At 66.1% G+C, this 26,884-nt stretch carries 32 protein-coding genes and 2 pseudogenes; 16 read left to right on the forward strand and 18 right to left on the reverse strand.

Annotated features, from left to right (window positions below; genetic code table 11):
- The first annotated feature begins 32 nt into the window (after window positions 1–32).
- The 11 genes from ACFWV3_RS19065 to ACFWV3_RS19115 all read left to right on the forward strand — a co-directional run bounded on the left by ACFWV3_RS19065 (window position 33) and on the right by ACFWV3_RS19115 (window position 9,534).
- Window positions 33–1,247, forward strand: coding sequence for an amidohydrolase family protein (locus tag ACFWV3_RS19065; RefSeq protein WP_382412700.1), 1,215 nt, complete (start codon window positions 33–35; stop codon window positions 1,245–1,247).
- Between the two features lie 353 nt (window positions 1,248–1,600).
- On the forward strand, window positions 1,601–2,371 hold the full coding sequence (locus ACFWV3_RS19070; protein WP_382412701.1) for a hypothetical protein: 771 nt from the start codon (window positions 1,601–1,603) through the stop codon (window positions 2,369–2,371).
- An 86-nt stretch (window positions 2,372–2,457) separates the two neighbouring features.
- Window positions 2,458–2,811, forward strand: a complete 354-nt coding sequence (locus ACFWV3_RS19075) for an alpha/beta hydrolase (protein WP_382412702.1) — start codon at window positions 2,458–2,460, stop codon at window positions 2,809–2,811.
- A gap of 142 nt (window positions 2,812–2,953) precedes the next feature.
- Window positions 2,954–3,613, forward strand: coding sequence for a Type 1 glutamine amidotransferase-like domain-containing protein (locus ACFWV3_RS19080; RefSeq protein ID WP_382412703.1), 660 nt, complete (start codon window positions 2,954–2,956; stop codon window positions 3,611–3,613).
- Window positions 3,614–3,947: 334 nt separating this feature from the next.
- Entirely contained in the window at window positions 3,948–5,078 is a 1,131-nt protein-coding gene (locus ACFWV3_RS19085; RefSeq protein ID WP_382412704.1) for a hypothetical protein, read from the forward strand.
- 185 nt (window positions 5,079–5,263) lie between these two features.
- A complete protein-coding gene (locus ACFWV3_RS19090; protein WP_382412705.1) occupies window positions 5,264–5,764 on the forward strand; it encodes a GAF domain-containing protein in 501 nt (166 codons plus the stop codon).
- Window positions 5,761–5,961, forward strand: coding sequence for a sigma factor-like helix-turn-helix DNA-binding protein (locus ACFWV3_RS19095; RefSeq protein WP_382412706.1), 201 nt, complete (start codon window positions 5,761–5,763; stop codon window positions 5,959–5,961). Before ACFWV3_RS19090 ends, ACFWV3_RS19095 begins: the two co-directional genes overlap by 4 nt.
- 124 nt (window positions 5,962–6,085) lie before the next feature.
- Window positions 6,086–6,313, forward strand: a complete 228-nt coding sequence (locus ACFWV3_RS19100; protein ID WP_382412707.1) for a DUF2188 domain-containing protein — start codon at window positions 6,086–6,088, stop codon at window positions 6,311–6,313.
- A gap of 259 nt (window positions 6,314–6,572) precedes the next feature.
- Window positions 6,573–7,274 carry a GAF and ANTAR domain-containing protein gene (locus ACFWV3_RS19105; protein WP_382412708.1) on the forward strand — a complete coding sequence of 234 codons (702 nt, stop codon included), beginning with the start codon at window positions 6,573–6,575 and terminating at the stop codon, window positions 7,272–7,274.
- A gap of 62 nt (window positions 7,275–7,336) precedes the next feature.
- On the forward strand, window positions 7,337–8,104 hold the full coding sequence (locus ACFWV3_RS19110; protein WP_382412709.1) for an ANTAR domain-containing protein: 768 nt from the start codon (window positions 7,337–7,339) through the stop codon (window positions 8,102–8,104).
- A gap of 155 nt (window positions 8,105–8,259) precedes the next feature.
- Window positions 8,260–9,534 (forward strand): glycosyltransferase, encoded by a 1,275-nt coding sequence (locus tag ACFWV3_RS19115; protein WP_382412710.1) that lies wholly within the window; start codon window positions 8,260–8,262, stop codon window positions 9,532–9,534.
- Between the two features lie 452 nt (window positions 9,535–9,986).
- Here ACFWV3_RS19115 and ACFWV3_RS19120 read toward each other — a convergent pair whose 3' ends face one another.
- Window positions 9,987–10,142, reverse strand: coding sequence for a DUF6307 family protein (locus tag ACFWV3_RS19120; RefSeq protein ID WP_382412711.1), 156 nt, complete (start codon window positions 10,140–10,142; stop codon window positions 9,987–9,989).
- Window positions 10,139–10,663 carry a DUF5994 family protein gene (locus tag ACFWV3_RS19125; RefSeq protein WP_382412712.1) on the reverse strand — a complete coding sequence of 175 codons (525 nt, stop codon included), beginning with the start codon at window positions 10,661–10,663 and terminating at the stop codon, window positions 10,139–10,141. Before ACFWV3_RS19125 ends, ACFWV3_RS19120 begins: the two co-directional genes overlap by 4 nt.
- Before the next feature lie 384 nt (window positions 10,664–11,047).
- On the opposite strand from ACFWV3_RS19125, the gene ACFWV3_RS19130 reads away from it, so the two are divergent.
- Window positions 11,048–11,329, forward strand: a complete 282-nt coding sequence (locus tag ACFWV3_RS19130; RefSeq protein WP_382412713.1) for an ANTAR domain-containing protein — start codon at window positions 11,048–11,050, stop codon at window positions 11,327–11,329.
- A gap of 298 nt (window positions 11,330–11,627) precedes the next feature.
- Here ACFWV3_RS19130 and ACFWV3_RS19135 read toward each other — a convergent pair whose 3' ends face one another.
- Entirely contained in the window at window positions 11,628–12,158 is a 531-nt protein-coding gene (locus ACFWV3_RS19135) for an RGCVC family protein (RefSeq protein WP_382412839.1), read from the reverse strand.
- 390 nt (window positions 12,159–12,548) lie between these two features.
- On the opposite strand from ACFWV3_RS19135, the gene ACFWV3_RS19140 reads away from it, so the two are divergent.
- The 4 genes from ACFWV3_RS19140 (at window position 12,549) to ACFWV3_RS19155 (ending at window position 14,604) form a co-directional block, all read left to right on the forward strand.
- Window positions 12,549–12,779 carry a hypothetical protein gene (locus tag ACFWV3_RS19140; RefSeq protein ID WP_382412714.1) on the forward strand — a complete coding sequence of 77 codons (231 nt, stop codon included), beginning with the start codon at window positions 12,549–12,551 and terminating at the stop codon, window positions 12,777–12,779.
- 291 nt (window positions 12,780–13,070) lie between these two features.
- On the forward strand, window positions 13,071–13,475 hold the full coding sequence (locus ACFWV3_RS19145) for an ATP-binding protein (protein ID WP_382412715.1): 405 nt from the start codon (window positions 13,071–13,073) through the stop codon (window positions 13,473–13,475).
- A gap of 259 nt (window positions 13,476–13,734) precedes the next feature.
- Window positions 13,735–13,938, forward strand: a complete 204-nt coding sequence (locus ACFWV3_RS19150; RefSeq protein ID WP_382412716.1) for a toll/interleukin-1 receptor domain-containing protein — start codon at window positions 13,735–13,737, stop codon at window positions 13,936–13,938.
- Window positions 13,939–14,604 (forward strand): 4a-hydroxytetrahydrobiopterin dehydratase, encoded by a 666-nt coding sequence (locus ACFWV3_RS19155; RefSeq protein ID WP_382412717.1) that lies wholly within the window; start codon window positions 13,939–13,941, stop codon window positions 14,602–14,604.
- Window positions 14,605–14,635: 31 nt separating this feature from the next.
- Here ACFWV3_RS19155 and ACFWV3_RS19160 read toward each other — a convergent pair whose 3' ends face one another.
- The 15 genes and pseudogenes from ACFWV3_RS19160 to ACFWV3_RS19230 form a co-directional block, all read right to left on the reverse strand.
- Window positions 14,636–15,157 (reverse strand): class I SAM-dependent methyltransferase, encoded by a 522-nt coding sequence (locus ACFWV3_RS19160; RefSeq protein ID WP_382412718.1) that lies wholly within the window; start codon window positions 15,155–15,157, stop codon window positions 14,636–14,638.
- 493 nt (window positions 15,158–15,650) lie between these two features.
- On the reverse strand, window positions 15,651–16,115 hold the full coding sequence (locus tag ACFWV3_RS19165) for a tetratricopeptide repeat protein (protein ID WP_382412840.1): 465 nt from the start codon (window positions 16,113–16,115) through the stop codon (window positions 15,651–15,653).
- Window positions 16,116–16,121: 6 nt separating this feature from the next.
- Window positions 16,122–16,412, reverse strand: a pseudogene (locus tag ACFWV3_RS19170) (tetratricopeptide repeat protein); the annotation flags it as partial.
- A gap of 1,996 nt (window positions 16,413–18,408) precedes the next feature.
- Window positions 18,409–19,551, reverse strand: a complete 1,143-nt coding sequence (locus ACFWV3_RS19175) for a hypothetical protein (RefSeq protein ID WP_382412719.1) — start codon at window positions 19,549–19,551, stop codon at window positions 18,409–18,411.
- An 81-nt stretch (window positions 19,552–19,632) separates the two neighbouring features.
- On the reverse strand, window positions 19,633–19,932 hold the full coding sequence (locus ACFWV3_RS19180) for a hypothetical protein (protein ID WP_382412720.1): 300 nt from the start codon (window positions 19,930–19,932) through the stop codon (window positions 19,633–19,635).
- Window positions 19,933–20,041: 109 nt separating this feature from the next.
- Window positions 20,042–20,539: a hypothetical protein gene (locus tag ACFWV3_RS19185; RefSeq protein WP_382412721.1), complete on the reverse strand. Its 498-nt coding sequence runs from the start codon at window positions 20,537–20,539 to the stop codon at window positions 20,042–20,044.
- Window positions 20,540–20,905: 366 nt separating this feature from the next.
- Window positions 20,906–21,153, reverse strand: a pseudogene (locus tag ACFWV3_RS19190) (leucine zipper domain-containing protein); the annotation flags it as partial.
- Between the two features lie 122 nt (window positions 21,154–21,275).
- Complete coding sequence (tmk, locus tag ACFWV3_RS19195) at window positions 21,276–21,887, reverse strand: dTMP kinase (protein ID WP_382412841.1); 612 nt, start codon at window positions 21,885–21,887, stop codon at window positions 21,276–21,278.
- A 13-nt stretch (window positions 21,888–21,900) separates the two neighbouring features.
- Window positions 21,901–22,479 (reverse strand): exonuclease domain-containing protein, encoded by a 579-nt coding sequence (locus ACFWV3_RS19200; protein WP_382412722.1) that lies wholly within the window; start codon window positions 22,477–22,479, stop codon window positions 21,901–21,903.
- Window positions 22,476–23,642, reverse strand: a complete 1,167-nt coding sequence (locus ACFWV3_RS19205; protein WP_382412723.1) for a radical SAM protein — start codon at window positions 23,640–23,642, stop codon at window positions 22,476–22,478. Before ACFWV3_RS19205 ends, ACFWV3_RS19200 begins: the two co-directional genes overlap by 4 nt.
- Window positions 23,643–23,747: 105 nt before the next feature.
- Entirely contained in the window at window positions 23,748–24,620 is an 873-nt protein-coding gene (locus ACFWV3_RS19210) for a helix-turn-helix domain-containing protein (RefSeq protein WP_382412724.1), read from the reverse strand.
- A complete protein-coding gene (locus tag ACFWV3_RS19215) occupies window positions 24,595–25,131 on the reverse strand; it encodes a DUF6879 family protein (protein WP_382412842.1) in 537 nt (178 codons plus the stop codon). The genes ACFWV3_RS19210 and ACFWV3_RS19215 overlap by 26 nt, the downstream gene beginning before the upstream one ends.
- Window positions 25,128–25,367 carry a hypothetical protein gene (locus ACFWV3_RS19220; RefSeq protein WP_382412725.1) on the reverse strand — a complete coding sequence of 80 codons (240 nt, stop codon included), beginning with the start codon at window positions 25,365–25,367 and terminating at the stop codon, window positions 25,128–25,130. The genes ACFWV3_RS19215 and ACFWV3_RS19220 overlap by 4 nt, the downstream gene beginning before the upstream one ends.
- A 246-nt stretch (window positions 25,368–25,613) precedes the next feature.
- The gene (locus ACFWV3_RS19225; RefSeq protein WP_382412726.1) at window positions 25,614–25,838 is read right to left on the reverse strand and encodes a hypothetical protein; all 225 of its coding nucleotides are present in this window, start codon (window positions 25,836–25,838) and stop codon (window positions 25,614–25,616) included.
- A gap of 274 nt (window positions 25,839–26,112) precedes the next feature.
- Window positions 26,113–26,670 (reverse strand): DUF3558 domain-containing protein, encoded by a 558-nt coding sequence (locus ACFWV3_RS19230; protein WP_382412727.1) that lies wholly within the window; start codon window positions 26,668–26,670, stop codon window positions 26,113–26,115.
- Window positions 26,671–26,884: the final 214 nt, after the last annotated feature.

Consider the following 26,884-nt stretch of genomic DNA (forward strand, 5'->3'; position numbering starts at 1 on the left):
TCAGTTCTCGCAGGCTGGGAAGGAGCCCACTCGTGCGCACCGTCTTCACCGATGTCCGCGTCTTCGACGGCGAGGAAGTCCGGCAGTCCACGACGGTCGTCGTCGAGGACGGCCTCGTGGTTCGTGTCGGCGGTTCCGAGCCGCCGGAGGGAACCGGCCGGAGGGTCGACGGGACGGGTCGCACCCTGATGCCCGGCCTCATCGACTCCCACGCCCATGCCCAGCCGGACGACCTCGTGACGGCCCTGCGCTTCGGCGTCACGACCGTGATGGACATGGGTGGGCCGTCCTCGGCCGAGGACCGCGCGACGTGGGCGAACCGTCCCGGCAGCGCCGACGTCCGCGGCGCCGGGCATCCGGTCACGGCCCCGCACGGCCACCCCACCCAGCTCTTCGCCAAGCTCAGCGGCCCCGGAGTTCCCGACGTGGCGGCGTTTCCACAGACCAGCTCACCCGAGCAGGCGCGCACGCTGGTCGACCGGCTCGTGTCCACGGGGTCCGACTACATCAAGTTCATCCTCGAAGAAGGCACCGTCCTGGGCGACCCCGGGCTTCCTCTTCTGCCTCACGACGCCTACGTCTCCGGCGTCGAAGCCGCCCACGAGCGCGGATACCTGGCGATGACGCACGCGCAGACCGCAGCCACCTGGATCCAGGCCGCGCAGGGCGGCACCGACGCGCTGACGCACCTGTTCATCGACCGCCCCCACGACGACCGTCTCGTCGACACGATCGCCGCTTCCGGCGCGTTCGTGACGCCGTGCCTGGTGCTCGTCCGCTCCTTCCTGGGCATCGCGGCCACGGAGTTCGCCGCCGATCCGCGGGTGTCGGGCAAGTTGGCCCCGCACTGGGCCGAGGCACTGAGCAGGCCGATGTCCACTTGGGACGCACCTTTCGACGACGCACTCGCCAGCGTCGCCGCCCTTGACGCCGCAGGCGTGGACGTCCTGGTCGGCACTGACGCCTCCGTCGCCATCCCCACCACGGGCGGCCAGGCCCACGGCGCGAGCGTGCACCAGGAAATGGCACTGCTCGTCGAAGCGGGCTTCTCCCCCGTACGCGCCCTGAGGGCGGCCACAGCTGTTCCGGCACAGCGTTTCGGTCTTCACGACCGGGGGCGCGTCGCCGCCGGGCTGCGAGCCGACCTGGTGCTCGTCGACGGCGACCCGACCACCACGATCAGCGACAGCCTCTCGATCGTGGACGTGTGGCGCGGCGGCCAGGCGACATCCGACCTGACCGGATGAGACCTCGCACCCCGGGCTTTCTTCCGCTTGTCGCTACCCGGGGCATCTGTCGCCCCTCCTGGCCTTCCGCTTCGGAACTTCAGACGGTGATGGCGACGTTGGCCGCGAAAGACTCGGCGCAGAGTGGCACGAGCCAGCGGCGCGAGGAGCGCCCTGTCCTCAGGTCGGAAGCGAAGCGGACCATTTAGGTCATACCGCTGGTCTCTCCGACCCGCTGACGATAAAGTCCATGCGCATCGACTGAACTGGGGAGCGAAATGCACATGCGATGGAATATTTCAGCTGGCATTCTTGTGGTTCTTGCCTTAATGGCCCCGACATCATCGGCGATGACTCAGACCAGTTCACCGAGCATGAACCAGGAAACCTGCCAAGTCACCCTGCACACGGATATTCGCGAGCTTGTCACCATTGATTTGGACACCGCTTCCGATACCGACGCACGGCTACTGGCCAACCAGATCCTGGCTCGCGCCCGAGCCGAAGCGCTGACGACCTTGCCCGGCAGGCTCGACGAGCAGCTGTCGAACGGCACCCCGGATGACATTCGCACATTCCTCAAAACACGCATGTGGACGTCCTGGACGACCGACCTTCGCATCGCAGTGAGCCAGACGATGTCGGGTGCCGGCGACACAGTACGAGCAGCCGCACAGGAAGCACTCGACAACGGTACCGTCGACGCTTTTCTCGGCTACCTGAACCGCGGCCTGTACCTCGCATTGGCACAGGCCGCCGGGGCCCTCAAGCTGTTCCAGGACATTGGCGAGCTTGTCACCATTGATCTGGACACCGCTTCCGATACCAACATACGGTTACTGGCCAACCAGATCCTGGCCCGCATCCGACCCGAAGCGCTGACCACCTTGCCCGGCAGGCTCGACGAGCAGCTGTCGAACGGCACCCCGGACGACATTCGCGCATTCCTCAAAACACGCATGTGGACGTCCTGGACGACCGACCTCCGCATCGCGGCGAACCAGACGATTCCCGGCGCAGGCACCAATGTCCAAGCGACCGCACAAGAGGCCCTCGACAACGACACCATCGACACCCTTCTCGATTACCTGAACCGAGGCCTGTACATCGCACGCACACGTGATTGCGTGTACCAGCGTCCCTGATCAAGTGGGGCGATCACACCCCGAACCCAGACCACCCCCTGGGAGTCCGGCATCCCGTTGACCGCCCGGTTGTGGGACCGGCGATCGTGCTGGCGCATGGCGGAGAATGGGCAGGCTGGAACTGGCGGCAGCTGCGCGCCTACGCCAACTGGTTGGCGGACAACGGTTACCGGGCCATCTGCGTCACCTACCGGCTCGCTCCCCCGGCGAGGTGGGACGTCGCCCCGTTCGACGTGCTCGAGGCGATGAGCTGGGTCGAGGCGCACGTTGGCGAACTCGGTGTCGACCCGTCGCGGATCGCGTTGTTCGGTTCGTCGGCGGGTGGCACCTGGCGTTGCTCGCGGCAAGCCTCGGCGCGGTGGAAGTGGGGCTCGATCCCCGCCCAGACCGCGCGTTTCGCGATCAAGGGGTTCCTCGATCGCGCCCCCGCACTCCACTGACCCCGCAGTGCCACGCGCGTGCGCAAGCAGAGCGTCAGGCGCGACGGCGATGAATTTCGCCGCACCGTGCGGTCTGCCTTCCTGCACACCCGACTTCCTGACTCCGGCAGAGCGTCAGGAAGGCAACTCACAGGAGGCAAGCGTGAGACTTCTTCTCACGTCCGCAGGCGTCACCAACCCGAGCATCCGTGATGCGCTGGTCGACCTGCTGGGCAAGCCGATCGCCGACTCCACCGCTCTGTGCATCCCGACAGCGCAGTACGGCCACCCCATGTCCGGGCCGGTCTCGGCCTGGCGTTTCATCACCGGCCAGACGCCACTGCCCATGTGCAATCTCGGCTGGAAGTCGCTGGGCGTGCTGGAGCTGACGGCACTGCCCAGCGTCGGCGAGGAGCACTGGGTCCCTTGGGTGCGGAAGGCCGATGTCCTGCTGGCGGGCGGCGGTGACGCGCTGTTCCTGTCCCACTGGATGCGGCAGTCCTGGCTGGCGGAGCTCCTGCCCTCGCTTCAGGACACCGTCTGGGTGGGTTTGAGCGCCGGGAGCATGGTGATGACCCCCAGGATCGGTGACGAGTTCGTCGAGTGGACTCCGCCCGGCGGGGGAGACAGCGCCCTCGGTGTCATCGACTTCTCGATCTTCCCGCACCTGGGTCTCGTGCCGGAGAACACCATGGCGGTGGCCGAGGCGTGGGCAGCCGAGATCGCGGGTCCGGCGTACGCGATCGACGACCAGACGGCCATCAAAGTGACCGACGGCTCCGTCGAGGTCGTCTCCAAGGGGAATTGGACGCAGTTCTCCTAACCACTCCCAGCGACACGGCGGAGGCGCGGGTGGCGTGTCGGCCTCGACAGGCCGGCTGCCACTGTGCCGGGCAGCGTCGTGGCACCGGAAGCCGCGAAACGTGACACAGTGGGGGTTCACGTCGCCTCGGGTTCACGCCGGAAGGCGCTTCTTCATCTGGGAGCGGACGCCGCCTGGTCCAGGCGCGTCTCACCGCTCGCGGAAGGTTCGCCCCACTCCACGCCCTTCACCGGGCTCAGCACCACCCCCACAAGGGAGACCTCCCATCACCGCTCCGGCACTCACGCCCGCTACGGCCGCTCCTCGCACGCTCACCGACATCTACGGCCCCGACGTGGCCGTCTGTGCCCGTCCCGCCCAGGAGCCGGCGGTGCCGTCGAGCAGGCACCGGAACACCCGCGACGTCCTGTCCGCCCGTCCCCTCGCCGTCGCCGCCGACACCCCTGTCATCAGCAGTGCGGGTGGTACCGAGCCCAACCTGATCGCCACCCTTCGCGATGGCGGCCTGCCCGTGGGCACCGACGCGCGGGAGTTCCGCACCGAAGCCGAGTTCGCCACGCGCGTCCGCGAAGCTCTGAGCGATGGCTTGCGCCTGTCCATGGAGTATCCGCAGCCTGTCGGCCTGAGCCCCGACGAGCGGTCGGTCAAGAGCGCCGAACTCGTCGGCTACCTCAACAACAAGGCCAGCATCAGCACGTTCGTCGACCCGCGCTTCCAGGCACGCCGCCAGATCGTCACCACCGCCGAACTCGCCCACGCCACCCCTGTCGAGAAGTCCTGGGTCCTCAAAGCGGCCACCAACGCCGCCCACGGTGCCAGCCTCGACGTCTACCTGCACCGGGCAGGAGATCTCGTGGCGCTGCCCGCGTTCACCGACGTGCTCAGCGAGGTCGTCGTCGAGGAGTACCTGAACATCGACCGCAACTGGGGCGTCCAGCTCTACGTCGCCGTCGACGGGCGGGCTCGCCTGCTCGCCGTCACCGACCAGCGCATCGACGCTCACGGCGTCTACACCGGCGGCCGCTTCGGGCTCATCGTCCCCCTCCCGGCCGAGCTGCTCACCGAATGCCTGGCGATCGCCCAGCGCGCCGCCGACGTCGGTTACCGCGGCATGTGCAGCCTCGACTGCGCCCAGACCTACGACGGCAAGCTCGTCATGCTCGACCTCAACTTCCGCATCACCAGCGGCTCGATCCCGCTGCTGGCACTGCACACCGTCCGTCCCGACGCCCTCGACCGCCCATCGGAGTCCACGAAACTCACCACCACAGCACCGATCGCCGCACTGCTGGCCGCCCTGCGACCTGCCCTTCAGCGCGGAGGGCTGCTCGTCACCGGCGGCCACGACACCCGCCGCACGGACAACCCGGTCAGGCAGACCACGCTGCACCTGATCGTCTTCGGGGACGATCCCGGCGACGTCACCACCCGCCGCTGCGCGCTCGAAGCCATGTACAACCACTGAGATGTCGCGAGACCCCGCCGCTTCGCCCGAACCGGTTCACCGGCATGCACGAACGGCGGCGGACCTCGAGCCGACATCGCGCTAAGGTCGACCCCACGCTCGCCCCTACCAGGCGAGCACCTGTCAAGCCGCCCCGGTCCCCGGCGGTACCACTTCACCAATGCTGGTCTGGAGTGCTGTCCGCCATGCTGGGTCTTGCCGGGGTTCCGGCCACCGCACCGCACGACGTCTTCGCCGGGCTCGAACACCGGCAGGCCGCGATCCGAACCGTCTGCACAGCCTGCGGGGTGATGACGAACGCGGTCGGAACGGCGATCTACCTGCGGGCAGGGGGAAGTCCGGTCCACCCGTTCACGAGCTCGGGGTTCTGCGGGGAGGAGATCGCGGAGCTGCAATCCGTCCTCGGAGACGGGCCGGCGTTCGAAGCGATCCGGCACAACTGGCCGGTGTTCGTGCCGAACCTCGTGGACCACGCCACCTCCGTGCGCTGGCCTCTCTTCTCGGCCGCGGCGGTCTCAGCCGGGGTCGAGGCGGTGTTCGTGTTCCCGCTGACGGTCGACTCCGCACCGCTCGGCGCCTTCGAGATCCACCGCGACACCGGCGACGTGCTGACGCCCGACGAGATCGTCGACGTGGTGCACCTGGCCGCCGTGGTGCTGAACCTGTTGCTCGACGTGCCGCCGTGAGCGATCCGTCCCGAGCCGACCTGAGGCATCTGGCCGCGCTCACCGAGGAGCAACGCTGCGTGCTCGAGCTTCGGGTGGTGCACGGACTGTCCGCCGAGCAAGCGGCACTGGTGCTGGATTCCACGGTGGCGGCGGTACTGCTGCTGCAACACCACGCCCTGAACGCGTTGCGCGACGCGATCACGTGGCACAAGTAGGTGTTCAAGGACCACAGCCGCAGGAGAGCGCACCGTGCGGCTGGGCACAGTCCGGAAGGTCACCAGGTGGTGTGCGCCTCGACGTCCGGGGTACTCGGCCGGGCAACGTGACAGGAGCGGTCCCATGCGCGGCGACATCGAAACCTACTTCGAAGACGGCCGGTGGAAGAACAAGGCCGAGGGCAGCGACGAGGTGTCCAGCACCCACCTCACCAAGAAGGACGCAACCACGAACGGTCGGGAGATGGCGATCATGCGCGCGGTGGACCACATCGTCCGGGACCGTGACGGCACGATCGAGCGCGATGTCTATCCCCGCGGGCGTGACTCCCGCACTCCTCTCCCCCGCTGAGCCAGTGAGCGTGCCGACGTCTCGACTCGACTGCCTGCCCGCGACTGGCGACCGCCCCGGACGGGCTTGCCCGGTAGCGCAGTACGCTGAAGTCGTTGATCCTGATGCGATCGCGCAAGGCGTGGGCCTAGACCTCGCTACGTCCAGGACGACTGGGACCAGTCGACGTGGTGGAGGAATCCTGTGCCAGCCGTAGAAAACCCGCCGTTGTTCGGCGGTGTGACCGCAGGTGCCCGTACCTGATGGACCGCACCGGTCGGTGGACGAAGCGCGCGCGGCGGTCATGGCCGCGTTGCGGGGCAACAAGAGCGGGCTCGATGCCTTGGCGCGCGTCATCCGCGTGTGTGTGGACGTGCTGCCGGTGGACGGTGCCTCGATCTCGGTGATGAGCGGCCCGCGGGAACGGGAGACGCTGTACGCCAGCGACGCGATCGCGACGGAGATCGAGGGCGTCCAGTTCACCCTGGGCGAGGGCCCCTGCTTCGAGGCGTTCGCGACCCGCAAGCCCGTGCTGGTTCCCGATCTGCCCCAGGCGTCGGTCGTGGAGTGGCCTGTGTTCGCCGCCGCCATCACCGCGCTGCCGATCGGGGCGATCTTCGCGTTCCCGTTGCAGGCGGGCGCGATCGGCATCGGCGCCCTCGACCTCTACCGCCGGCGGCCCGGCTGGCTTTCCGCCGACGAGCTCGCCGTGGCGCTGGAGGTGGTCGACGTCGTCACCGCGGTGCTGCTCGGAGTGCTCCTGGGCGAGGTCGACGACGTGGTCGGGCTCAGGGGTGTGATGTCGCCAGGGCGCGAACAGGTGCACCAGGCGACCGGCATGCTCATCGCCGCTCTGGACATCTCCGCGGAGGAGGCCCTGTCGCGACTGAGGGGCCACGCGTTCGCGGCGGGCAGATCGTTGGACGAGGTCGCCAGGGACATCGCGAACCGCAGGCTGTCGCCACTGGACCTCGGAACATGAGCACGCACGAGACGGCAACCGGTCCTGGCGGCACCGCCGGACGAACAAGACAGGAGCTGGTGATGAGCGATAACGCCCCGTCCACGACACAGCGGGAGTCGCGGTTGCTCCAGGCGCTGGTCCAGCTCGCGGACACGCTCGTGGACGACTACGACGTGGTGGATCTGCTGCACCGGCTGGTCGAGCACTGCGTGCAGCTGCTGGACGCCACGGCGGCCGGGTTGATGCTCTCCGACCAGCACGGCGGTCTGCGGGTGGTGGCCTACTCGTCGGCCCAGACGCGGATGCTCGAGCTGTTCCAGGTCCAAGCGAGCGAAGGTCCGTGCCTGGACTGCGTGCACAGCGGCGAGGCGGTGCTGGTCGCGGATCTGACGACGGAGATCCGGCGCTGGCCCCGCTTCGCACCACTGGCCCTCGAGGAGGGCTTCGCCTCCGTGCACGCGGTGCCGATGAGGTTGCGCCGCGAGACCATCGGCACGTTGAACCTGTTCCGCCGCGAGACCGGACTGCTCAGCGACGAGGACCTGCTGGTCGTGCGGGCGCTGGCCGACACGGCGACGATCGGGATCCTGCAGGAACGCGCGATCCGGCGCAGCGAGGTCGTCACCGAGCAGCTGCAGACGGCGTTGAACAGCCGGGTCGTCATCGAACAGGCCAAAGGCGTGCTGGCGTTCGCCGGGGATCTGGAGATGGAGCAGGCGTTCGACGCGTTGCGCGGCTACGCCCGCAACAGTGGTCGCCGTCTGGCCGACGTGGCGCGTGAGCTCGTCGTCGGCGAACTGCGCCCCCAAGACCTGCTCGCAGTGCGGCGTCCTGCCTCCGACGCGTGACCTCGCTTGTCACGTCGCTCGAACTTTCCAGCCGACAGCGCACACCCTGTTGTCGCGTGCTGAAACGACCCCGGTGCGGGTAGACTGATTTCGTTGCCGGTGAGCAACAACCGCCCGGACCCGCGGCCTCGTCACCTCGTCGTGAGGAGAGCGTCGTGGGTGTCAGCACCAAGTCGGGAGCGTTCGCGCCCAAGAGGATCGCGCTCGTCTCCGAGCAGGCCAATCCCCTGACCGAACCGGGCGTGGCAGGGAGCCGGATTCGCCACGTGGCGGGACTCGCCGCGGCGTTGTCCTCCCTCGGTCACCAGGTCGTCGTCTACACGAGGCGCGACCACCCCCACTTTCCCCAGCGCGTGCACACACCTCACGGTTACGACGTCGTGCACGTGCCAGCCGGACCTGCCACGACGCTCGGACCGGAGGAAGTGCTCGCCCACGCGGGAGCCTTCGTCGAGTTCCTCGAGCGCGCCTGGAACGAGCACCGCCCTGACGTCGTGCACGCCCATGGCTGGCTGTCCGGCATCGTGGCCGTGCTCAGCGTCCGGAGGAGCCGGGTGCCCGTGGTGCAGACGTATCACTCGCTGGGTGTGGCGCGACCACAGGACCGGCATGCGACAGATTCCAGCTCGACCAAACGTCTCACCGTGGAGCGGCTCGTCGGCCACGAGGCCGCTCGCGTCGTCGCGACCTCGTCGGCGGAGGCGCGCGCGGTCCTGCGGCTGGGTGTGGACCGGTCGAAACTCGTCGTGGTGCCCACCGGCGTCGATCTCGACCTGTTCTCGGCAGGACGGGAGACCGCCGGACGACATCGTCCACGCAGGATCGTCGCAGCGGGAAGGCTTTTGCCACGCAAGGGATTCGACGACCTCATCCGCTTTCTGTCCGCTGTGGACGGGGTGGAGCTGGTGATCGCCGGCGGGGGCACGCATCGGGACGTCCACGGTGATCCGGAGGCGAAGAGGTTGCTCACGCTGGCCCGTTCGCCGGGTGTCGATGATCGCGTGATGTTCGCGGGCCACGTGCCGTACGCGGAGCTACCCGTGCTGCTGCGGTCCGCCGATGTGGTGGCGTGCACCCCGAGTCAGCAGTCGTCCGCAGGTGTGGCGCTGGAGGCGATGGCCTGCGGCATCCCCGTTCTCGCCACCGCGGTCGGTGGTCTCGTGGATCTCGTGGTGGACGGGCTGACCGGCGTGTTGGTGCCGCGGGACAACCCGGAGGCGACCGCCAAGGCGTTGAGGGCTCTGCTCGCCGACAGCGCACTCCGGGAGATGCTCAGCGCCGCAGGGCACGACAGGGCACACGCGCGGTACTCGTGGCACAGGGTCGCCTCCGATCTGGTGCGCACCTACTCGACGGCCTGTGCCAACCGGACGGCTTCTGCAGTCAGTCCTCGGTCCGCACGCCCGCGAAGAAGTTCGGCTCCGGCGTGACGGCCGTGATGACGACTCGTCGACCTGACAGTCCGAGGTAGGCCTTGCCATCACACCGTTGTGGAGTGCTGCCCGCAATGATGGGGTCCATCCGAACCGGGTGCGGCAGCGGCTGCACGTGGCCATCGGCGATGTGCGGAACCTGGCGGGCTGGGTGTGCTTCAACGACCAGCTGATCACCAACGTGTGCTTCGGCTGGGGCGGCTCCCCCTGGTCCTACTCCACCTGTCAGTTGCTGGAAGGGACTTGGCAGGCCGGGATGTTCAGGGCACGGCGGAATGAGATCGCCGGATTCGCGAAGCCCCGGCACACCTCGGTGAACGGATACTCACGGCTCACACGCACCTGGTCGTGCCGGTGCGAACACTTCCGCTCCACAGGTGAAGGCACAACCGGCGCGGAGCAGCCGAGTGCCCCGCGCCGGTTGTGCCCCGCGACCGTTGGGCGTGAGGTCACCGCACCTGTTCCGGAATGTGGTCGAGCGCGCGCAACACGTGCACGGCCAGTTCCCGCGCGGCCTCACCGCCGAGTTCGGTGCGGCCGGTCAGCACGTCCTGCACCATCGTGAGACGGCGGTCGTAAGCGGACGTGAAATTCGCTTCGGTCACAGGTCTTCTTCTCTCGTCTTCTGTCGGGGTAGGCGGACGCCCTCGTCGTGCCAGCGGTCCGCAGTGGACGTCGAGGCCCAGCGGAGCAGGCCCTCGACGGTGTCGGCGTTGTCGCGCCGGGCGGCGCGCATCATCGTGTGATGGGCCGCCGACGAGTCGGCGCCCGGCGGTACGACGAGCAGTGTGAGGCGGCGCCGGTCCCCCGCGACCAGGTCGACGGTGTGCGCGGGCCTGGACCAGAACCCGCTGAGCCGGACGCGGACACCGCCGACGGCGATCTGGTGCGGCGCGGTGTCCCACTCCGTCAGGTTGTAGCTCACCCGCGGGATCTCGCCCAGCCGAACTGCCAGCGCCGCGAGCAGTGCCGGCAGTTCGGCGGCAAGGTTCCGTGAACGCGGCCACCAGGCACCGTCGACGTACCCCGTGGCACGTGCTTCCGGCCGCAGCCGCAACCGCAGGGGGTGCCGAGGCTGTTCAACGGACGATGAGGCGCTGTAGGACTGATTCGGAGCCGACGTCATGCCGGGACTCCCGTCTCCGGCTGGAAAAGGCCGGTTCAGATTTTGCCGAGCTCGACCTCGCAGGGATACGAGATGTTCTCGACAGAATCGACACTACACGCTTTCAAGGTTTTCAACCGATTTGGCCGCACATCATTTCCATCAGCCTCATGTCGTGCGTCAGCGCAGCTGGCGGCTCGCACGACCCAGTTCGTCGCCACTCGCCCGTTCAGCCGCTCAATTCCACCTCGGCCTTCGCCTCGCGTTGGCACCGGCATCTCGAAATCGCCCAAAAGGGCCTGGGCGACTCGTCCGGCGCTACGATGGAGAAAAGTGTCCAGACCTCCTCGGCCGCAAATGCGGGGGCCGGCCGAGGCGGAGGCACTCGCGCGGTCCTTTGCGAACGTGACGACGATCAGCCTGTCCCAGATGCCCGCGAGTTCGCGGGACGAGGTGGCCGCGGGACGACTGGCGTCCGCATTGTCGGACCGGGTCGTGATCGCGCAGGCGAAGGGCGTGCTGACGGAACGCCTGGAGATCGGCGTGGTGGATGCCCTGTCGCTCATGCGGAACTACGCGCGCAACACCGGCCAGCAGCTGTCGGAAGTCGCGAAACAGGTCATCGAGCGGTCACCTCGGGTCATGGGGCTGACGAGGTGCCGAGTCGCTGCACGCCTGCCGACCTGAATCCACATTGGATGGAAACCTGCCGGACGGTGACGTCGTGTGCTCGTGGCGACTTGGTCGCCGTCACCGAGCTCACGAGGTTTCAGCCGGCCGGGCTGGAATCGGCAGCCGACGGCACCGGGTGGTTCAGTTTTGATCAGCACGAACGCGGCGGTGAGCGCGGTGCTGTCGCTGGGCGGCCTGGCCGCCGCTGAGGTGCGCGGCTGACCGCTGGCGTGCCCGCGAACGTCCAGTGCCGCGGATGGGTCTTCGAGCTGCCACGGGTGGGCCAGCTGCTCGGTGATGTGGGCAGGTCAAGTCATGAGCATATGCATCCACGGGGCAGTGCGGAGGTCGCGGTGGCGGTGCAGTACCGCACACCGAGAGAGTCGTGCTCCTGCCACGGGTGGGGGCAGACGTCGCACGTGCGATCGGGTTCGGTGTCGATGATCAGCGGTTCGGACGTGGTCATGCGGGGACTCCGATGAACGGTTCGGCAAGAGGCGGATGCCGGTGACGGAGACGCGAAAACCAAGGCCCCGGACTGTATCCGAGGTCGGCCAGGCGCTCCCACCTCCGGCCTGACAGCCGGGTCTTGTGAAGCGCCCAAGGCGGCACCAGCTCGATCGCTGCTGCACGACATGCCCTCGGCGGTTTTCACTCTACGCGAGTCCCGGAAGCCGATCGTCGGCGGTTGTCCCGCCACGAGGCACGTCCACTGAGACAGACTGCGACATTCATAAGTCCACAGTGGACTCCAAACGTCCTGGACAACGTGTTCCGGGAACCGTCGCCCGCACCACGCGTTCCTTCGGAGCGCTGAGACTCCGGTGCGTTGGCGGAGCGGCATCGCCCGTCGAACCAGCGTCCTCACAAGACCGACCTGGGCGTCAACTCTTCGCGGTGGATGATCGTCTGCGGTCCCCGACCTGCTGGCGCCCGGAGCCACCCCGGCAGGAGATCGGAGCACAGGCTTGACGCCGGACCGCCAGCTCCTCTCCTCGCTCCTCCGAGGCTAGGCGCCGCCCCCGGCGAGTGGATGCGTTCATGAAACGGACCAGGTAATTCGGTGGGCAGAACGGTGCCGCACCCGATTTCGCGCAGGCCCTGTCCGGTCTGCGACCGTGTAACGCACCGTGAAGTGGTTCAACCATCAAGGCATTCAGTCTCATCACCCCCGAGGGCGGCGAGCGGGCTTCGATCCCCCACCGGCAGGAGCACACGGCGGTAATATCACCCCATGACTGACGCGCAGGGCGGCCCCACCCTCGGCCCCACGTTGTCCGAGTGGATCAGCGCTCGCAACGAGACCGAGCGGCACCTGGCAGCAGCAGCTGCTCCCCCGGTCGACGCGAAATGGGCGCAGCGGCTCGCGGACCTGCTCGCCACCGAGAGGTCGTGGCAGGACCAGTACACCGATCTCATCGCGCTCGGCAGCGCCGGCGGTCACTTCCCGTCCTCGAATCGCTGAACCGCACATCGTTCTTCGTTCGCGCCGCGAGCCCGCTCGCGGCCGCAACCGCGCTACCCACGAATCATCTGCGCCGAACAGCGACCCTCACACCGTGACCTTGCTCGACGGCGACGGCTGACCGTTCACCGCGGCGACCACCAGCGGGCGATGGAAACATCATCACCCGTCTGCAGGGACGCCCACCAGTTGCGAGCACAGCGCGTGACCGGCACGTCACTAACGCCAGGGTTTTGACCTGTTCAGCCGAGGTACCTCACTGACGTGACGCCAGAAGAAGGAAGCCCTGTCGTGGCTGACGTGGATCCTGGTGACGGGTGGAACACGTTCGAACTCATCTGCGGTGTCCCCGACATCGCCAAAGTGCGCAGATGGGTCCAGGCGATGTTGTCCGACCTGGTCGAGGACGACCTGGTCGACGTGCTTCTCGTCGTCTCCGAACTCGCGTCCAACGTGTTCGACCACGCCCGGTTCCCGGCCCGTCTCAGGCTGCGCAAGTCTGCCGAGCCCTGTCTGGTCAGCATCGTCGCCGAGGACTCCTCCCCCGCCCTGCCCCGGTTGCGGCCGCCCACTCTCGACTCGGTGCGCAACCGCGGGCTGGTGATCGTCGAGGGGCTGTCCGAACGTTGGGGCGTGGTCCGGCATCTGACGGGCAAGTCCGTGTGGGCTGTCATGCCTTGCGCGACGATGCCGTGACCGACCTCAGCCGCCGACCGCCGGTGGGTCAGGATGGCGTTATCCGTGCTGGAACGCACTGAGAAGAGCGTGTCCAGACGAACCGCGGAGGATCTGACGCCGGACGGCTAATGGGTTGATGTCAGTGTGTGCGGTGAAGGCGATATTCCTGGCGCGATGAACCAGCACAGGGCCGGAAACCGTCCTTTTTGGATACATCTGCGCTTGGAGGGTGCTGACTCCGTAGTGTCGATGAATGCGACAACTATGATGCTCGCGCATGGGGCAAGTCTTCATTTCGTACCGACGCAGCGACGCGGGCACGATCGCCGGCCGCCTGCACAGCACTCTCCGGGCCGAATTCGGGGCTGACATGGTCTTCCTCGACACCTCCTCCGTCGAACCGGGTGCAGTGTGGCCGGACAGGCTCAAGGAGTCGATCACCGAGGCGGGCGTGGTTCTGGTGGTGATCGGGCCGAACTGATTGCGCGCTGCCAACCGGTGGGGCGAACGACATGTCGACAGAACCACCGACTGGGTGCGCCAGGAGATAGAACTGGGGCTCTCGCTCGACAAACCCTTGATACCCCTGCTTGTCAGTGGCGCCGAGCTGGCACCGCCGGACAAATTGCCGGCGTCCATCGCCCCGCTGACCGACAGACAGGCGGTGGAGCTGCGAGACACCTATTTCGACCACGACGTCCAGCTCGTGGTGAGCAGGATCCGATCGCTGCTGACCACCGGATCGGACACCGGAGAGCCCTATCCCTCCGGCCCGTACCCGGTGCCACCACCTGAGACCCCGGATCCGCTCAGCACCGAAAAGCTCGACATCGGGTTGCAGGGCGCCCTGAGCGCGTGGTCGGTTCTGCGCAGCGCACTGCCCGAGGATCAGTCGGGCATGCGAACCGAACTGTTCCGCGAGTACCGTTTCCGCCGGTTCCGGGACGCCATCGAGTTCATGTACGAAGTCGCGCCGGGGTGTGACATCGCGAACCACCACCCGCGCTGGGAGAACATCTGGCGGACCGTCCGGGTGTACCTCACCACCTGGGACATCGGACACCAGTTGTCCGACCGCGACATCCAGCTCGCCAAGTACCTCGACGCCGCCTACTCCAGGTTCGAGGGCGCCGTGGACAGGAGGTGAGAACCTCGTACCGGTGGTCTCCAGGTCGCGGTCATCGGCTCGCCCGCAGCATGCGGAGCACGTACAGCGCCGGGGGCGGAGCGCCGTCGCACACTGCACCGTAGCCAGCGATCAGGTCGGGCCCGGAGCAGTCCTCGACACCGGTGAACCCCAGCGCGAGCAACTCGGCGGCAATGCCATCAGGACTGAAGTAGCTGAAGAGCGGCTCACCGACCCCGGCCAGCCGGTCGGCACGAGTCCGCTCGTGAGCCCGTTCCTCCTCGGTGACAGCCGACCGCAGGTAGTCGAACACCACCTCGACTGCCCCGCCCTGACCGGCGATGTACGCCAGCGTGGCGCGGGCGGCCTCCGGGGTCAGGTAGTAGACGACGCCCAGCCACACGAACACAGCGGAATGGGCCCGGCTGAACCCGGCGGACTCCAGTTCCGTTGCCAGCGCCTGGGTTTCGAAGTCGACCGGCACGAACGTCACCGTCTCCGGGCTCAAAATCCCAGCAGCAGCAAGACGTTCCCGCTTCCACGCCTGGGTGGCGGGGTGGTCGACCTCGAACACACGCAGGTCCGGGGTAAGGATTGCGGAAGGCGAAGGTGTCGGCTCGGACGTTGTCCGGCAGCGCGGCCACATGCTGCGTAACCCAGCGCTCGTCTCGGCATGCAGTCTGCTCGATGAGCAGACTGATCATGGTGCGTTCGCTCCGAGACAGCCACAAACGCCGGAGGTCGAGCAAGATCGCCATGCTATCGGCAGAGTGAGAACCTACATGCGCTGTAGGGCTTCACGAATGATGTCATAATCTCATTGTTCGTGTCGTATGGATGTCATTTACGACATTCTCGTGAGATTCCATGCGGCACCGAACACTTGGACCAGGCCGTGTTGGACGGCGTGAAGAACGACGTCGCGGTGGAGTACGGCCGCCACGCGCCGCCCGAGCACCCGATCGGCCGGTGCGACCTCGGCGGCCCGGCGCTGCGCGGCCGTGTCGTGACAACACCTCGCCGGCTGCCGCCGCAGGTCGCCCCAAGACCGAGTGAGGGCGTGGACACTATTCGGCATCCTGGTCGGATGCGTCTGGCGCGCCGAGATCGAGGGCGGCTGCTTCATCGTGACGACCTTGAAGCTCCAACTGCTTGCGTAGGTGCGCCAGTTCGCGTCGGTAAGGTGCTGCGTACAGCTGCGGATCCTGTTCGATGCAGGCTCTCCACTCGGCCAGTGCTTCACGAAAGACATTCAGTGCGCTGTTAACGTCGTCCGTCTCGTGCAACAGCGTGCCGAGGCTGTGCAGTGAGATGGCAAGATAGGGGCGTTGCAGGTTTGGCTCGGTCTCGGCCATGTGCCGCCGAATCTCGACCGCTTCCCTGGTGACCTCCAGTGCCTCACGATGCCGCCCCAACTCCGCCAGGATTACCCCAAGGTTATGCAGCGAATAGGCGAGGTCTAGGCGGCGCTGGCCGGGCTCGATTTCATCCAGTTGCCGCCAGATCCTGAGCGCTTCCTCGGTGGCCTCCAACGCCTCGTGGTATCGCCCCAATTCCCACAGTTTGATCCCAAGGCCGTGCAATGCTGCGGCGAGGGAGGGGCGGTCCCGGTCGGGCTCGATCTCAGCCAGCTGCCGCCAAATCCTGACCGCTTCCTCAGCGGCTTCCAAGGCCTCGCCGTATCGCCCCAACGCCGACAGGCTGACCCCGAGTCCGTGCAACGCTGCGGCGAGGGAAGAGCGATCCCGGTCGGGCTTAGCTTCAGCCAGTTGCCGCCGGATCCTGACCGCTTCCTCAGCGGTCTCCAGGGCCTCACGATGCCGCCCCAACTTATAAACAGGCGGCTTCCGAGTCCGTTCAGCGCTGCGGCGAGGGAAGAGCGATCCTGATCGGGCTCAGCTTCAGCCAGTTGCCGCCAGATCCTGACCGCTTCCTCAGCGGCTTCCAACGCCTCGCCGTAGTGCCCCAACACCCAAAGGTTGGTCCCGAGATCGTCAAGGGACTGAGCAAGGTCTGGGCGGTGCGATGCGGGCTCAGCTTCTGTCAGCTGGCGGTAGTGGATCACGAGAAGTCGGCTGAGGGCGACGCGCAAGTGGGGAAACGCCGCAGCTGGAGTAAGCGCGACAAGTCGTGTGGGAGTGTCGTCGGCGCCGTGGGTGTCAATCAGTGCTGCGAGGGCGCGGTCAAGCAGGTGGTCGGTGACTCCGGTGGCCAGGACTGCGGTGAGGGCTTCAGGCAACTGCCCAGATTGGAATGTGAGCAGATTGGCGAGGTGTTGGAGGGCATCGGGGTAGGCGCTGTAGGCGCGAGTTAGCACGGGTGCGGCGGCGGTCGCGTCCAGGTCGTGTAGAAGCTTTGGGCAGCGGGTGAGGGTATCCAGCATCAGCCGATCGGCGACTAGGTGTGGGCGCAGGTCCAGCCGATTGTCTGGACCCGGCGGGTAGCGTCGGTGTACCCAACGGGCCACCGCGATCCGGGATTCCTGGGCCGTGTCGTGAGCGAATTGCGGCACGTGACCGAGCAACTGGGCCGCGTCCTCAACGTCAGCGGCAGGCAGAAGCAACAGCACGGTAACGGCTTCTGCAAGTACGTCGACGTCACATCCTGCGGGCAACCGGGGCTGGTCAGCGGACCAGCCGCGTTGTTCCAGTGTGACCAGTTCCATGATCAGGTTGGACCGTGGCTGGATGCGGGTGTCAGCGCGGCCCAGCACGGCCAGCAGTGCTCGGGCATGCAGTACCAGCAGGGTGTCGTCGTCCGACCCGACCGGGCGTTCCAGCAGATCCGGTGGAGGTACGCGCAGCGCACGGGCGTACTGCCGGACCGCTTGGGAGTACCAACGCTGCCGGTCACCGGCCTCACCCACTGGCCCCAGCACCTCCACTCGCCTCAGGTGCGGCAGCACCGTGTCGGAGAGCACTGGCACTGCTTCAGTCGTACGGGCCAGCAACAACACCCGGAGCATCTCGGGGTGCCGGATCGCCGTGCCGAGAAGCGCTTCCAGCACGGGAGCGGCCACACGATCAGCGTCGTCAACAATGACCAGCGTCGGGTCGCCAGCTGCCGCGATCCGCTGTACCAACTCGGCCCCATCACCTTGCAGGCGACCAGCCGCCCATCCCTTGCCCTGCAACGACTCTGCGACAGCCAAAGCCAGACGACTCTTACCGATCCCTGCCGGGCCAGTCACCACCCTCGCCACCTCAGCGCGCGGGTCTCGGGGCTCGCACCAGGCCACCAGTCGGTCGTGGACCATACTGCGTCCCCACAGCGGAGTGGGACTAAACGGTGCAGTCAGCCAGTGCACCACCGCTCGCATTCCAGCTCCCGCCTCTTGGTCACGGGAACCAGGGGCCAGGTCAGACAGAGTGGGTGCGGGCGGCCGCAATTGCCCCAGCAGCAAGTCGCGGGCGTCTCGCAGGTCTCGCCGATCACGTGCTGCCTGCCACACCGACAAGCTCATCTGGACCACCACCAGCACGACCAAAAAGGCGGTCAACCCCTTAGAGAACTTATCGGTGGCCAGATTCGTGACCACCCCAACGCCTGCCGCGGCGACCACGGACACCAGCGGTTGCCACCACCGCATTCCACGCAACCAGCTCATACGCTGCCTGCCGTCAGACGGCAGCCAGTCCAGCACGCGGCGCCAACGGGATCGGGGCGTGGGATCAACGACGGTCACGTCTCTACGTCGCTGCAACATCGCGGTACGCAACACGAAGATGCACTGGCACCTGAAGGAGTGGCATCACAACCGAGACTGATTATGTGACCTCGCCGTGAGACAGCTCAGGAACGCGCAGGTCGCAGAAGATCAACATGTCATCGGCGGCGAGAACCTACATCGGTCCAGCGGTGTGACTCGTCGAAGACCTCCGGCACCGGAACCAACCGTCCCCACCGAACATCACCATCAACCCGCGGATCAGTCGCATCCAGCGTCCACGCGCGCGGCCAAACACGTGACACCAGCGGCTCGGCATCCTCAAGACAGGCCCGCGCATATCGTAGTCGCGCCGCCGACTCGAATGTGACGCCGTCGAACCTGGCGCCGCCGGTGAAGGCAGCGCCACGCACGAGAAGGTACGGTAAGTGGCAGCTGTGCAGGTCGAGGTCGATCAGTGTGGCTTCGGTCAGGTCGAGTTCAAGAATTTCAGGCCAGTAGTCGTGGTGTGGTTGGCCGTTGTCGTCTGGCTGCGGTCGGAGATGCTTGGCGAGTAGGCGCTGGACGGAGAGCCGGACGTCGCGCTCGAGTACTGCCTCGGCGTGGGCGGCTTTGGGATCGGCAGGTAGTGCAGGGTTAGGGTCTGGGGGGCGTATCCCGATGCGTCGGCAGGGGTTGTGGAGCAGTGGCCGGTTGACACTCGCGGCTTGTGCGGTGGTCGGGGCTGTGGTGGGTGGGGTGTAGGGTATACGCAGGTAGGCGCACCACAGCTGGGCGATCGTGGGCCGTTGGTCCGGGTTTTCCTGGCCGAGGCGTTCGAGCGCGTACAGGCCGGCCAGTCGGACCGGAGCTTTGTCGGAGCCGAGTTGGTCGGCGGCTTTGGTGTAGAGCTCGGTGACCCGTCGAGCTTTGGCGTCGTTCTCGGTGTGCGCTTGGGCGTCCAACCGGGCCCGCAGGTCCCGCTCGGCGGTCATCTGCCGACGTACCGCGAGGTACAGCGCGAACAGCGCGACGCCGCCCGCCACCGCGCTCAACGCGATCTTCACTACGTCGAGCTTCGCGGTCACGAAGTCCTTGCCGCCGATCGCCGCGTCTGGCTTCATCTGCACCTCGGCGACGTCGTCCACCCAGCCCAGCACGAAGAACAGCGCCACGATGACCGCGCCCACCAGAACGACCAGCCCCAGCACGAGCGCGGTCCACGGCAACTGCTCGTCAGTGTCCGTTTTCGTGCCGAGCGTTCGCAGCTTGCGCAGGGCTCGACGCCAGCGCGCCGGGGGCGGAGACTCAACGACAGTCATGCCTCTACGTCGTCGCGACGTCGCGGTGTGCAACACCTCAGGCTTTCGCCCTCGAATTTCGTCACGCAAACGGCACCGTGATCAGCGCCGGTGCCGCTCACTGATCGCCTGCAGGTTCGCCCTGAACAGCGCGTCGTCGACGAGTTCGCGTGGATCGTCGTCGACGAACCCGTCGGCGAGCACATCACCGTTCTCGTCGACGCTCAGCCCCGTCTCTCTCAGGCGGGCGTTCACCACGTCGAGGTAGTCACGGGAGATCGCCTCGACGTCATGGTCGCCAGCTGTCGGGCCCAGGTATTCCAGCACCAGGTCCGCGAGCGTGCTGGCCTCGCCGTCCATGTCGTGGAAGTCCGCGAGCGCACCCAGAATCCGATCGGCCATGACCGATATGGTCCCGGCAATGATCCGATCCCGCAGAGTTGGCGAGAAGCGCTTGAAGCGCCTGAGTTGGCTCGACGCGGCGGCGCGGCACCGACGTGATCACCGCGGGCTACGGGACGAGCGCGACGCCGGCGCGGATTTGCGTCACCAGGTGGTCGAGGTCGCTGGTCAACGCGAGGTCGGCGCCGGTGCGCTCGAGCATGCACGTCACCTCCGCCGTGACGTCGTCGTGGCGTGGTCCGGGAAGCCCGGCGACGCGGGCGCGTCCATTAGCGTCGCGTGTGATCTGCACCGCGCCGAACCGATGCCGGACCATCGGGCGGTGGTGCTCGAGGATGAACTCGTCGAACACCACCGGCGTCGTACCGTTCCAGCCCGCGCCGTCAAGCTCCGCCTGGTCGAGTCGCAGAATCGACCGCCACGCGGATCCGTCTTCCCGGCGGTCCTTCATGAGCAGGATCGTGACCTGGCTTCTAGAGTCGAAGCGGACCTCCCGATCGTGACCGCCATCGAGAACGTCGGCCAATTCGCGATACCGGGCGACCATCAACGGCGCGATTTGCCGAACCGCGCGCGAGCCGGTCTTCACCCTCCACGCGCTGGCCATCGCGGTGACCACACGACGCAGCCACCGCGAGGAGCATGACGACCAGCGACGCATTCGACCTCTCCAGACAGACGGTGTGCTGGGCTGATCGGCCGAACCCGCACAGGTGTTACCGCGAGTACGACCAGTGACCCCGGAAAAGATCCGATGCCGGTGGCTCTTGCCCATGCGAAAGTCCGACATTACGAGTGGTTAAGGCGTCGACACCGACCTGAACGACCGTGCTGAACATGCAGATGCTCAGGGCGTCTATCTCGACCAGATGCGCGAGGCGAGCCGTATGCCCAGGTAGAGGTCATCTCATGGCCCGAACCTGACCCGTTTCGCCGACACCACACCACGCTGCGGCCATCATCGGTGCTGGAGCCACGGCGGCACCACGATCTGGCGGACCACCGGCTCTGGCGGGCGGTTCGGGCTGTGGTGTGGACGCGAGCTGCGGTCGGCCATCCCGGCCTGGCCCTCGATCCAGTACCGGTCAGCCCACTTCCGCGCGGTCCGCGCCGAGACCATGAACATTTTCGCCGCCTCGGCGACCGGCCAGTTCTGCTCGACGATCAGACACGCCAGGGTAGCCGGGCACGCGGTGTCAACGCCGCCTTTGGATGGGACACGAAGGCCTCCGGAAATGTGAAGCCGTTCCTAGACGTTTCGACTTCACAACCGGAGGCCCTTCACCTGTCTTCATGACAGGCCGTCACACGCCCAAACCCTTCTGCGGTGATCGGGCTGTTCATCAGCTCAGCACCTCGCTTCGCGCGGCGGAACGCATGAGCTGGCGGTAGATGATCGTGGCGGACTGCTCAGGCGGACGGTTTGAACAGTCCACAGTGAACACCTCGAAACCCGCACCACACAGACTCTCAGTGGCCTGCCGGTAGAACTCCACTTCGATGTAGCTACCGCGCGGTGTGTGCTGGAAGCGGTTATGTGGGCCGCGTTCGACGAGACGGCTCGCGATCACCTCAGGGTCGGCTTCAAGGATGACCGCAAGGTCCGGCCGCCTTGCTTCTTCGTTGAGGTGCCACAGGAACTCCGGGGCCACACCGTCGAAACGCTGGATCACCAGACCCGACGCGATGTAGCGATCGGAGATGACTGTGTGACCGCTCAGCAGAAGCGGCAAGATCTCATGCTCAACGTGGTGGTACCGGTCGGCTGCGTATAAGCAGGCCAGTGCTGGGCCGGTCACCGTCTCGGTCAGCTCTACGGCGAGTTTGCCGATAGGGCCGCTAGACGGCTCCGCGGTGAGATGGACGTGTGCACCCTCAACCAGGAGCATCTGTGCGAGATGACGAATGATCGTGGTCTTCCCTGCGCCGCTAGGGCCATCAACGGTGACGAACAGACCGCTCCCGCGATCAAAAGAGAGCTGGCTCTACAGCGGAACCGCCCCCTGCTGGTTGATCCCGCAGCTCCTCGAGACTGCGCCGGCCTGTCAGGTGAACGAAGAGCCTTGCTGTCACGATCGCGTCGTACTTGGCTCGGTGCGGCCTGTCCTCGCCGCCGAGACCGCTTGCCAGGTCGTACTTCTCGACAAGTGCACCGAGCTTGTAGGACGGGAGACCAGGCAGCAGGCGCCTGGCGAGCTTGAGCGTGTCGAAGACCTCAGGGCACTCCCAGTCCCCGAGCTTGCGCTGGATGACACCGAGATCCACGTGCACGTTATGGCCGATAAGCGCTGACGCATCCAGCGCCTTGAGCACATCTGCCTCCACGTACGCGAACAGCGGAGCTCCCAGCACATCTTCATTGCTGATGCCGTGAATCCTCCTTGCGAAGCCGGTGATCGGCTCGTCGGGCTTCACCAGCCACGTTCGCGCCTCACCGATGACCCCACCCACGATCGGCACCGCTGCGAGCTCAACCAGATCGGGTGGCTGCCGGCCGTTGCCCTCGACGTCGACTACGACGTAGTTCAGGGAAGTCCAGTGCGTCATGCCTCGTTCTCCGTCCATCCGATCTCGGCGCGGCCATGCCGCTTCTCGCGGTGCGGGTGAGCCTCGTCGTGGATCTGGAAGCCGAGAGTGTGCTGCAGGAAGTACCGCGGCTGCTCGGAGTCCAGGCCGCTGACGAGTGCTGCCCGGTTAGTGAGGTCTATAACCTTGAGCGAGCGGGTGTCCGGCAACACGCTGGCGATTTGGTGTACTTCTTCAAGTGTCGGCGTTCGGTGGGCGCCAGCACACAGCTCCAGCTGCGAGAGCGGGCAGATGTCGCAGAGCTCTCGGATGCCGTAGTGCCCGTTGTAGTCCGGAAGACCATGCGCGTAGGAGACGGCGCACGAGGTCTTGCGGAACAGGGCCGCAGAGTTCGAAAAGGCATCGAGCACACGCGCTTCAAGCTCTTCGGGCACGATCTTCCGCCGGGCCGTGCCCTGGTACGGCTCGGGAAGCTTGTTGGCCTTGTAGTACGCGGCGATCTCGTCCCGGTAGAAGAGGCCGGTGAACACCGTGGCGTCCGCGTGCTTGCTCAGCTCGTGCGCCGCGGCCAGGTGCGCATCAGTGTCGTTGAGTCCGGGGACCAACGGGCGCCAGTAGAGCACCGTCCGGTACTTCCGCATGCGGGGCGAACTCATTAGCTTAAGCGACTCGGCCGCGACGTGGGACGGGTACGGCTCGACCCTCTTGTCATCGATGCCGGAGTAGGTGAAGAGCAACGTCACCTTGAGGTGACGGAGCTGGTAGAGCTGGTCGATGTCGGCTTCGTTCAGCTGGTGCCTAGTGATGACAAGGACGTGGTTGGTGAGCTCGCGCTCATCCAAGTCTTCGAGCACAGCGAAGGTGTGCGGGCGCACCTTCGGCAAAAAGGGCTCGGTGGCCCGGTTGAAGAGCTGGATCGGCGTCACGTGTGGCTGGAAGTATCGGTGCCCAACCAGTGCCTCGACCGCCTGCTCGTCCGACATCAGCGCTACCGGCTTGTTCTCGTCCCACAGGCCGTAGGTGTGCCGGATGCAGTATCCGCATCCGAGCGGGCAGCCTTGAATGTGATTCAAGCTCAGTCCACTCTTGCGGTACTCCACCACCTCCTGTGCGCGCTTCGGAATTCGGGCGATCCGTTCCTGACTGAGCAGAGGGACAGGCAGCATCACGATGCTCTTCTCCAAGGTCAGAGGGCTCGACGCTGCTGGAGAGTAAGCACATGATCACTTCATGAAAAGAAAATTTCTCAGTTTTTCTCGAAATATCTTCAGCATGCTCGACCATCGAAATTAGGTGCCAAGATCTTCTTCGGTTTCATCGGCCAGCTCCCTTACGACGCGGCCGATGATGGACCGCGCCTCAGCGCCATAGCTGGCGACGCTGGCATGATGCTCGAAGATGTTGGCGTAGAGTTCGATCTCCTGCGGTTGCCGAAGGTTGATCTCCGCCGAGTAGACCTCTACCTGCACAAGGTGATCGTCATAGATCCAGAAGCCATGGCGAGGGTCGGTGACGTACTTCGTCCCGAAGCCGATAACCCCAAGCTTGACGTTGCGCATTGAGGTCATTGCCATCAGGCGATCAAGCTGGCCGATCATGACGTCCGGGCTTACAAGCCGGTAGCGAAGCGCGGCCTCGGCGATGACGAAGTGGAAGCGCTTGTCTGGCCGGTACAGCATCTCCTGACGTCGCATACGGACCTTCACGGCTTCGTCGATGTCGTTGGGCACCTTGTGCACCATGACCACTTGAGCGAAGCGGGCCCGCGCGTACTCGGATGTCTGCGCCAGTCCAGGGATGACGGTGTTCTCGAACCCGCGGTACAGCTTGGTTCGTTCGTCCAACTGCGACAGTGTCAGTTGGTGGGTCTTCAGGCCGGCCTTGAGAACCCGTTGCCACTCGGCATGTTGTTGCTCAAGGTTGTGGAGCGCAGCGAGCAGGCTGGCCGCTTCATGCTCCGCGCCCGTGGCCTGGGTCCAAGCCAAGATATCGCTATCCGATGGGTTCTGATGACCGTTCTCGATCTTCGAGATCTTGGAACCCGCCCATGACAACGACTCCGCGAGCTCTTTGCCGGATAGCACGGCGGCTACCCGAAGCCCACGGAGTCGTTTGCCAAGTGCCTTGCGCGCCTCATCAACGCCGGTCGTCGCGCTGCTCATGCTTGGACAGGAACTCGTCTCGCTCGGTGGCGTGGTGCTGAGCGGCGTCACGCCAGTAGGTGTGCTGAACGATCTCAGCGGGGTCGTCGACGAACTCTCCGCCCAGGAACTCGTCGGCCTCGGAGAAGCGCATCTTGAGCAACTTGCGGGAGTCGAACAGCCAGTAGTCGTAGTTGGGCAGACCGGCCGCCTGCTCACGCGTGAGGTAGCGGATGTCGTCGCCCGCCTCGCGCGTGTGCCCCGCTACCCACATGGCGAAACGGGTGTAGTCCGCGAGCGGGAAGCTCACCACCCGCACACGGGAGAACCGGCGCCCCTCGGCGGTCGCCTGGCGGACCATGTTCGCCCAGCTCTCGTGATACGAGATGTCCGGCTCGCCGGCCAGGAATTTGGCCAGCGGCTCTGCCTCACGAGGGATGTTGTACTGGTCGCGCATTTCCAGGCGGTAGGCCGTGTGCTCGAAGGTCGTGAAGAGCTTCGCGAACTCCGGACCGGGCTCGATGAACGTCAGCTGTCCGTTCCCTTCTCCTGGGCGTAGCGGCGGACGTACATCTTGAGCACTTCCTCAGGGATCTCGATCAAGGTCTCGTGGTCCGGTACCGGGCCGACGTCAGCCAGAACCTGCGGGTCGGTCACCTTCCATCCCTGGGCGATGTAGGTGACGCGGTCCGTCCTGTCGGTTGCGAACAGCGTAGGGGAGGCACCCTCGGTGGACTCGGGATCTTTGCCAAGAAATTCGGCGCGCACCGTGTCTCCTTGCTCGAAGTTGGAGCAAAATGCTCAGCTATGGTCGTGGTACCGGGTGGGGCGCGTCAACTCCGCACGGGCCACGGCGGGTTAGACCGACAGAGTCACCGCGCCGGCCGCTGCAGGGACGCTGACGGGGTGGCCCGGGGCAGTGATATCAGCGGGATGATTTGGCCTCCGGCTATCGAGTTGGCTTTACTCGTCGGTGCCATATGCGTCACGGCCGTGTGAAGGACACGGTCGTGTTCACCCCTCGGAATCCAGCTGCGCGTTGAGCCGCTCGCCGTGTCGGCGCAAGTAAGTTTCGGCGTGCTCGGTCCCGAGAACTGCCGCAAAGCGCACCCATGCGAGGGAGTGAGCTTCCTTGAGGCTCTGGGTTGGCCGAGTCGAGGGCCGCGCTTCCTGTGTTTCTTTCAGCTGTGTGTCCAGGCGCAGGTACTCGAGTGCCATCTCATCAAGCTGGACGTTCACGTGTGCTCCCCCTTCTCGGACCTATCCCTTCATCAAGAGGAATCGGCAGTTCGCGCCAGCAACTCTTGTCCCGATCGAGTGGGGTGGTTCACGCAGCTCGCAAAGTTGAGTTGACGTAGGCCAACTCGACTCCCGCGTCGAGCAGCCGGTGCACCGGCCTTGCAGAGCACACTAGGAGCGCCTGTGCCTTGGCGGGCTGGCGCCAGTGCGCATTGGACGGTCATCTTGGTGTTCCCTCGTCCATCCCTTCGAACCCCTCTCCGGCAACAGCTCGCTACGACAACCTCGGCTCGACGAGCTCAGCGATCTTCAAGGCCAACGGACACGGGTCGGTCGACGCGCCCGCGTTCAGGACGACGTCCACTCGAGACGAGGACGTGACCCCGATGTAGACGCCGCAGCTGCCGGTCGCACCGAGCAGTTGTTTCGCCTGATGGCGTTTCACGGTGACGTCTTTGACCTCGCCCCCGTTCGGCTGGATACCGGCCAAGCCCACGTTCGTGCGGATGCCGACCCCGAGACTCGCCTGGTTCGGCGCGAAGTCGCACACCCGTGCGCTGCCGACCTTCTCCTGAGCCGGCTCCGCGTCCAGAGGCCCCATCACCTGCTCCGCCTCGCTCCTGGTGAGCAGGCTGCACGGATCGGTGCTCTCGAGCGGTTCCTTCGCGTCGGTCGGGGTCGCCGGGCTGGTCGTGCTGCGAGCGTTCTCGTTCGAGGCGGAGCCGCCGGTACCCGGTGCCGGCCCCGGACTTCCCGGGGTCACTCCGGTGCACGCGGTGATGGTGGTCAGTGCCACGGCGGCGACGCAGGTCAGGAAGATCCGAAGGCTCACGAGTCGCATTCCTGGTCCGTCATGCGGAATAGGTGGAGCCACGAGTGCCGGTGACGCCCCCGGTTCTGTGTCATCGTCATTGGTCTCATAAGTGGCCATGGCCTTGTCTACATCGGTGCGGAACCTCATGAGGCCTTTCAGAGACTGCTTTACTGCGGCGAAGCGGTAGACATTGCGCCGCTCGTCCGGGGCTCTGACGCTGAGGCCGATGAGC

It is taken from the genome of Lentzea sp. NPDC059081, assembly GCF_042738015.1.
Classification (GTDB): Bacteria; Actinomycetota; Actinomycetes; order Mycobacteriales; family Pseudonocardiaceae; genus Lentzea.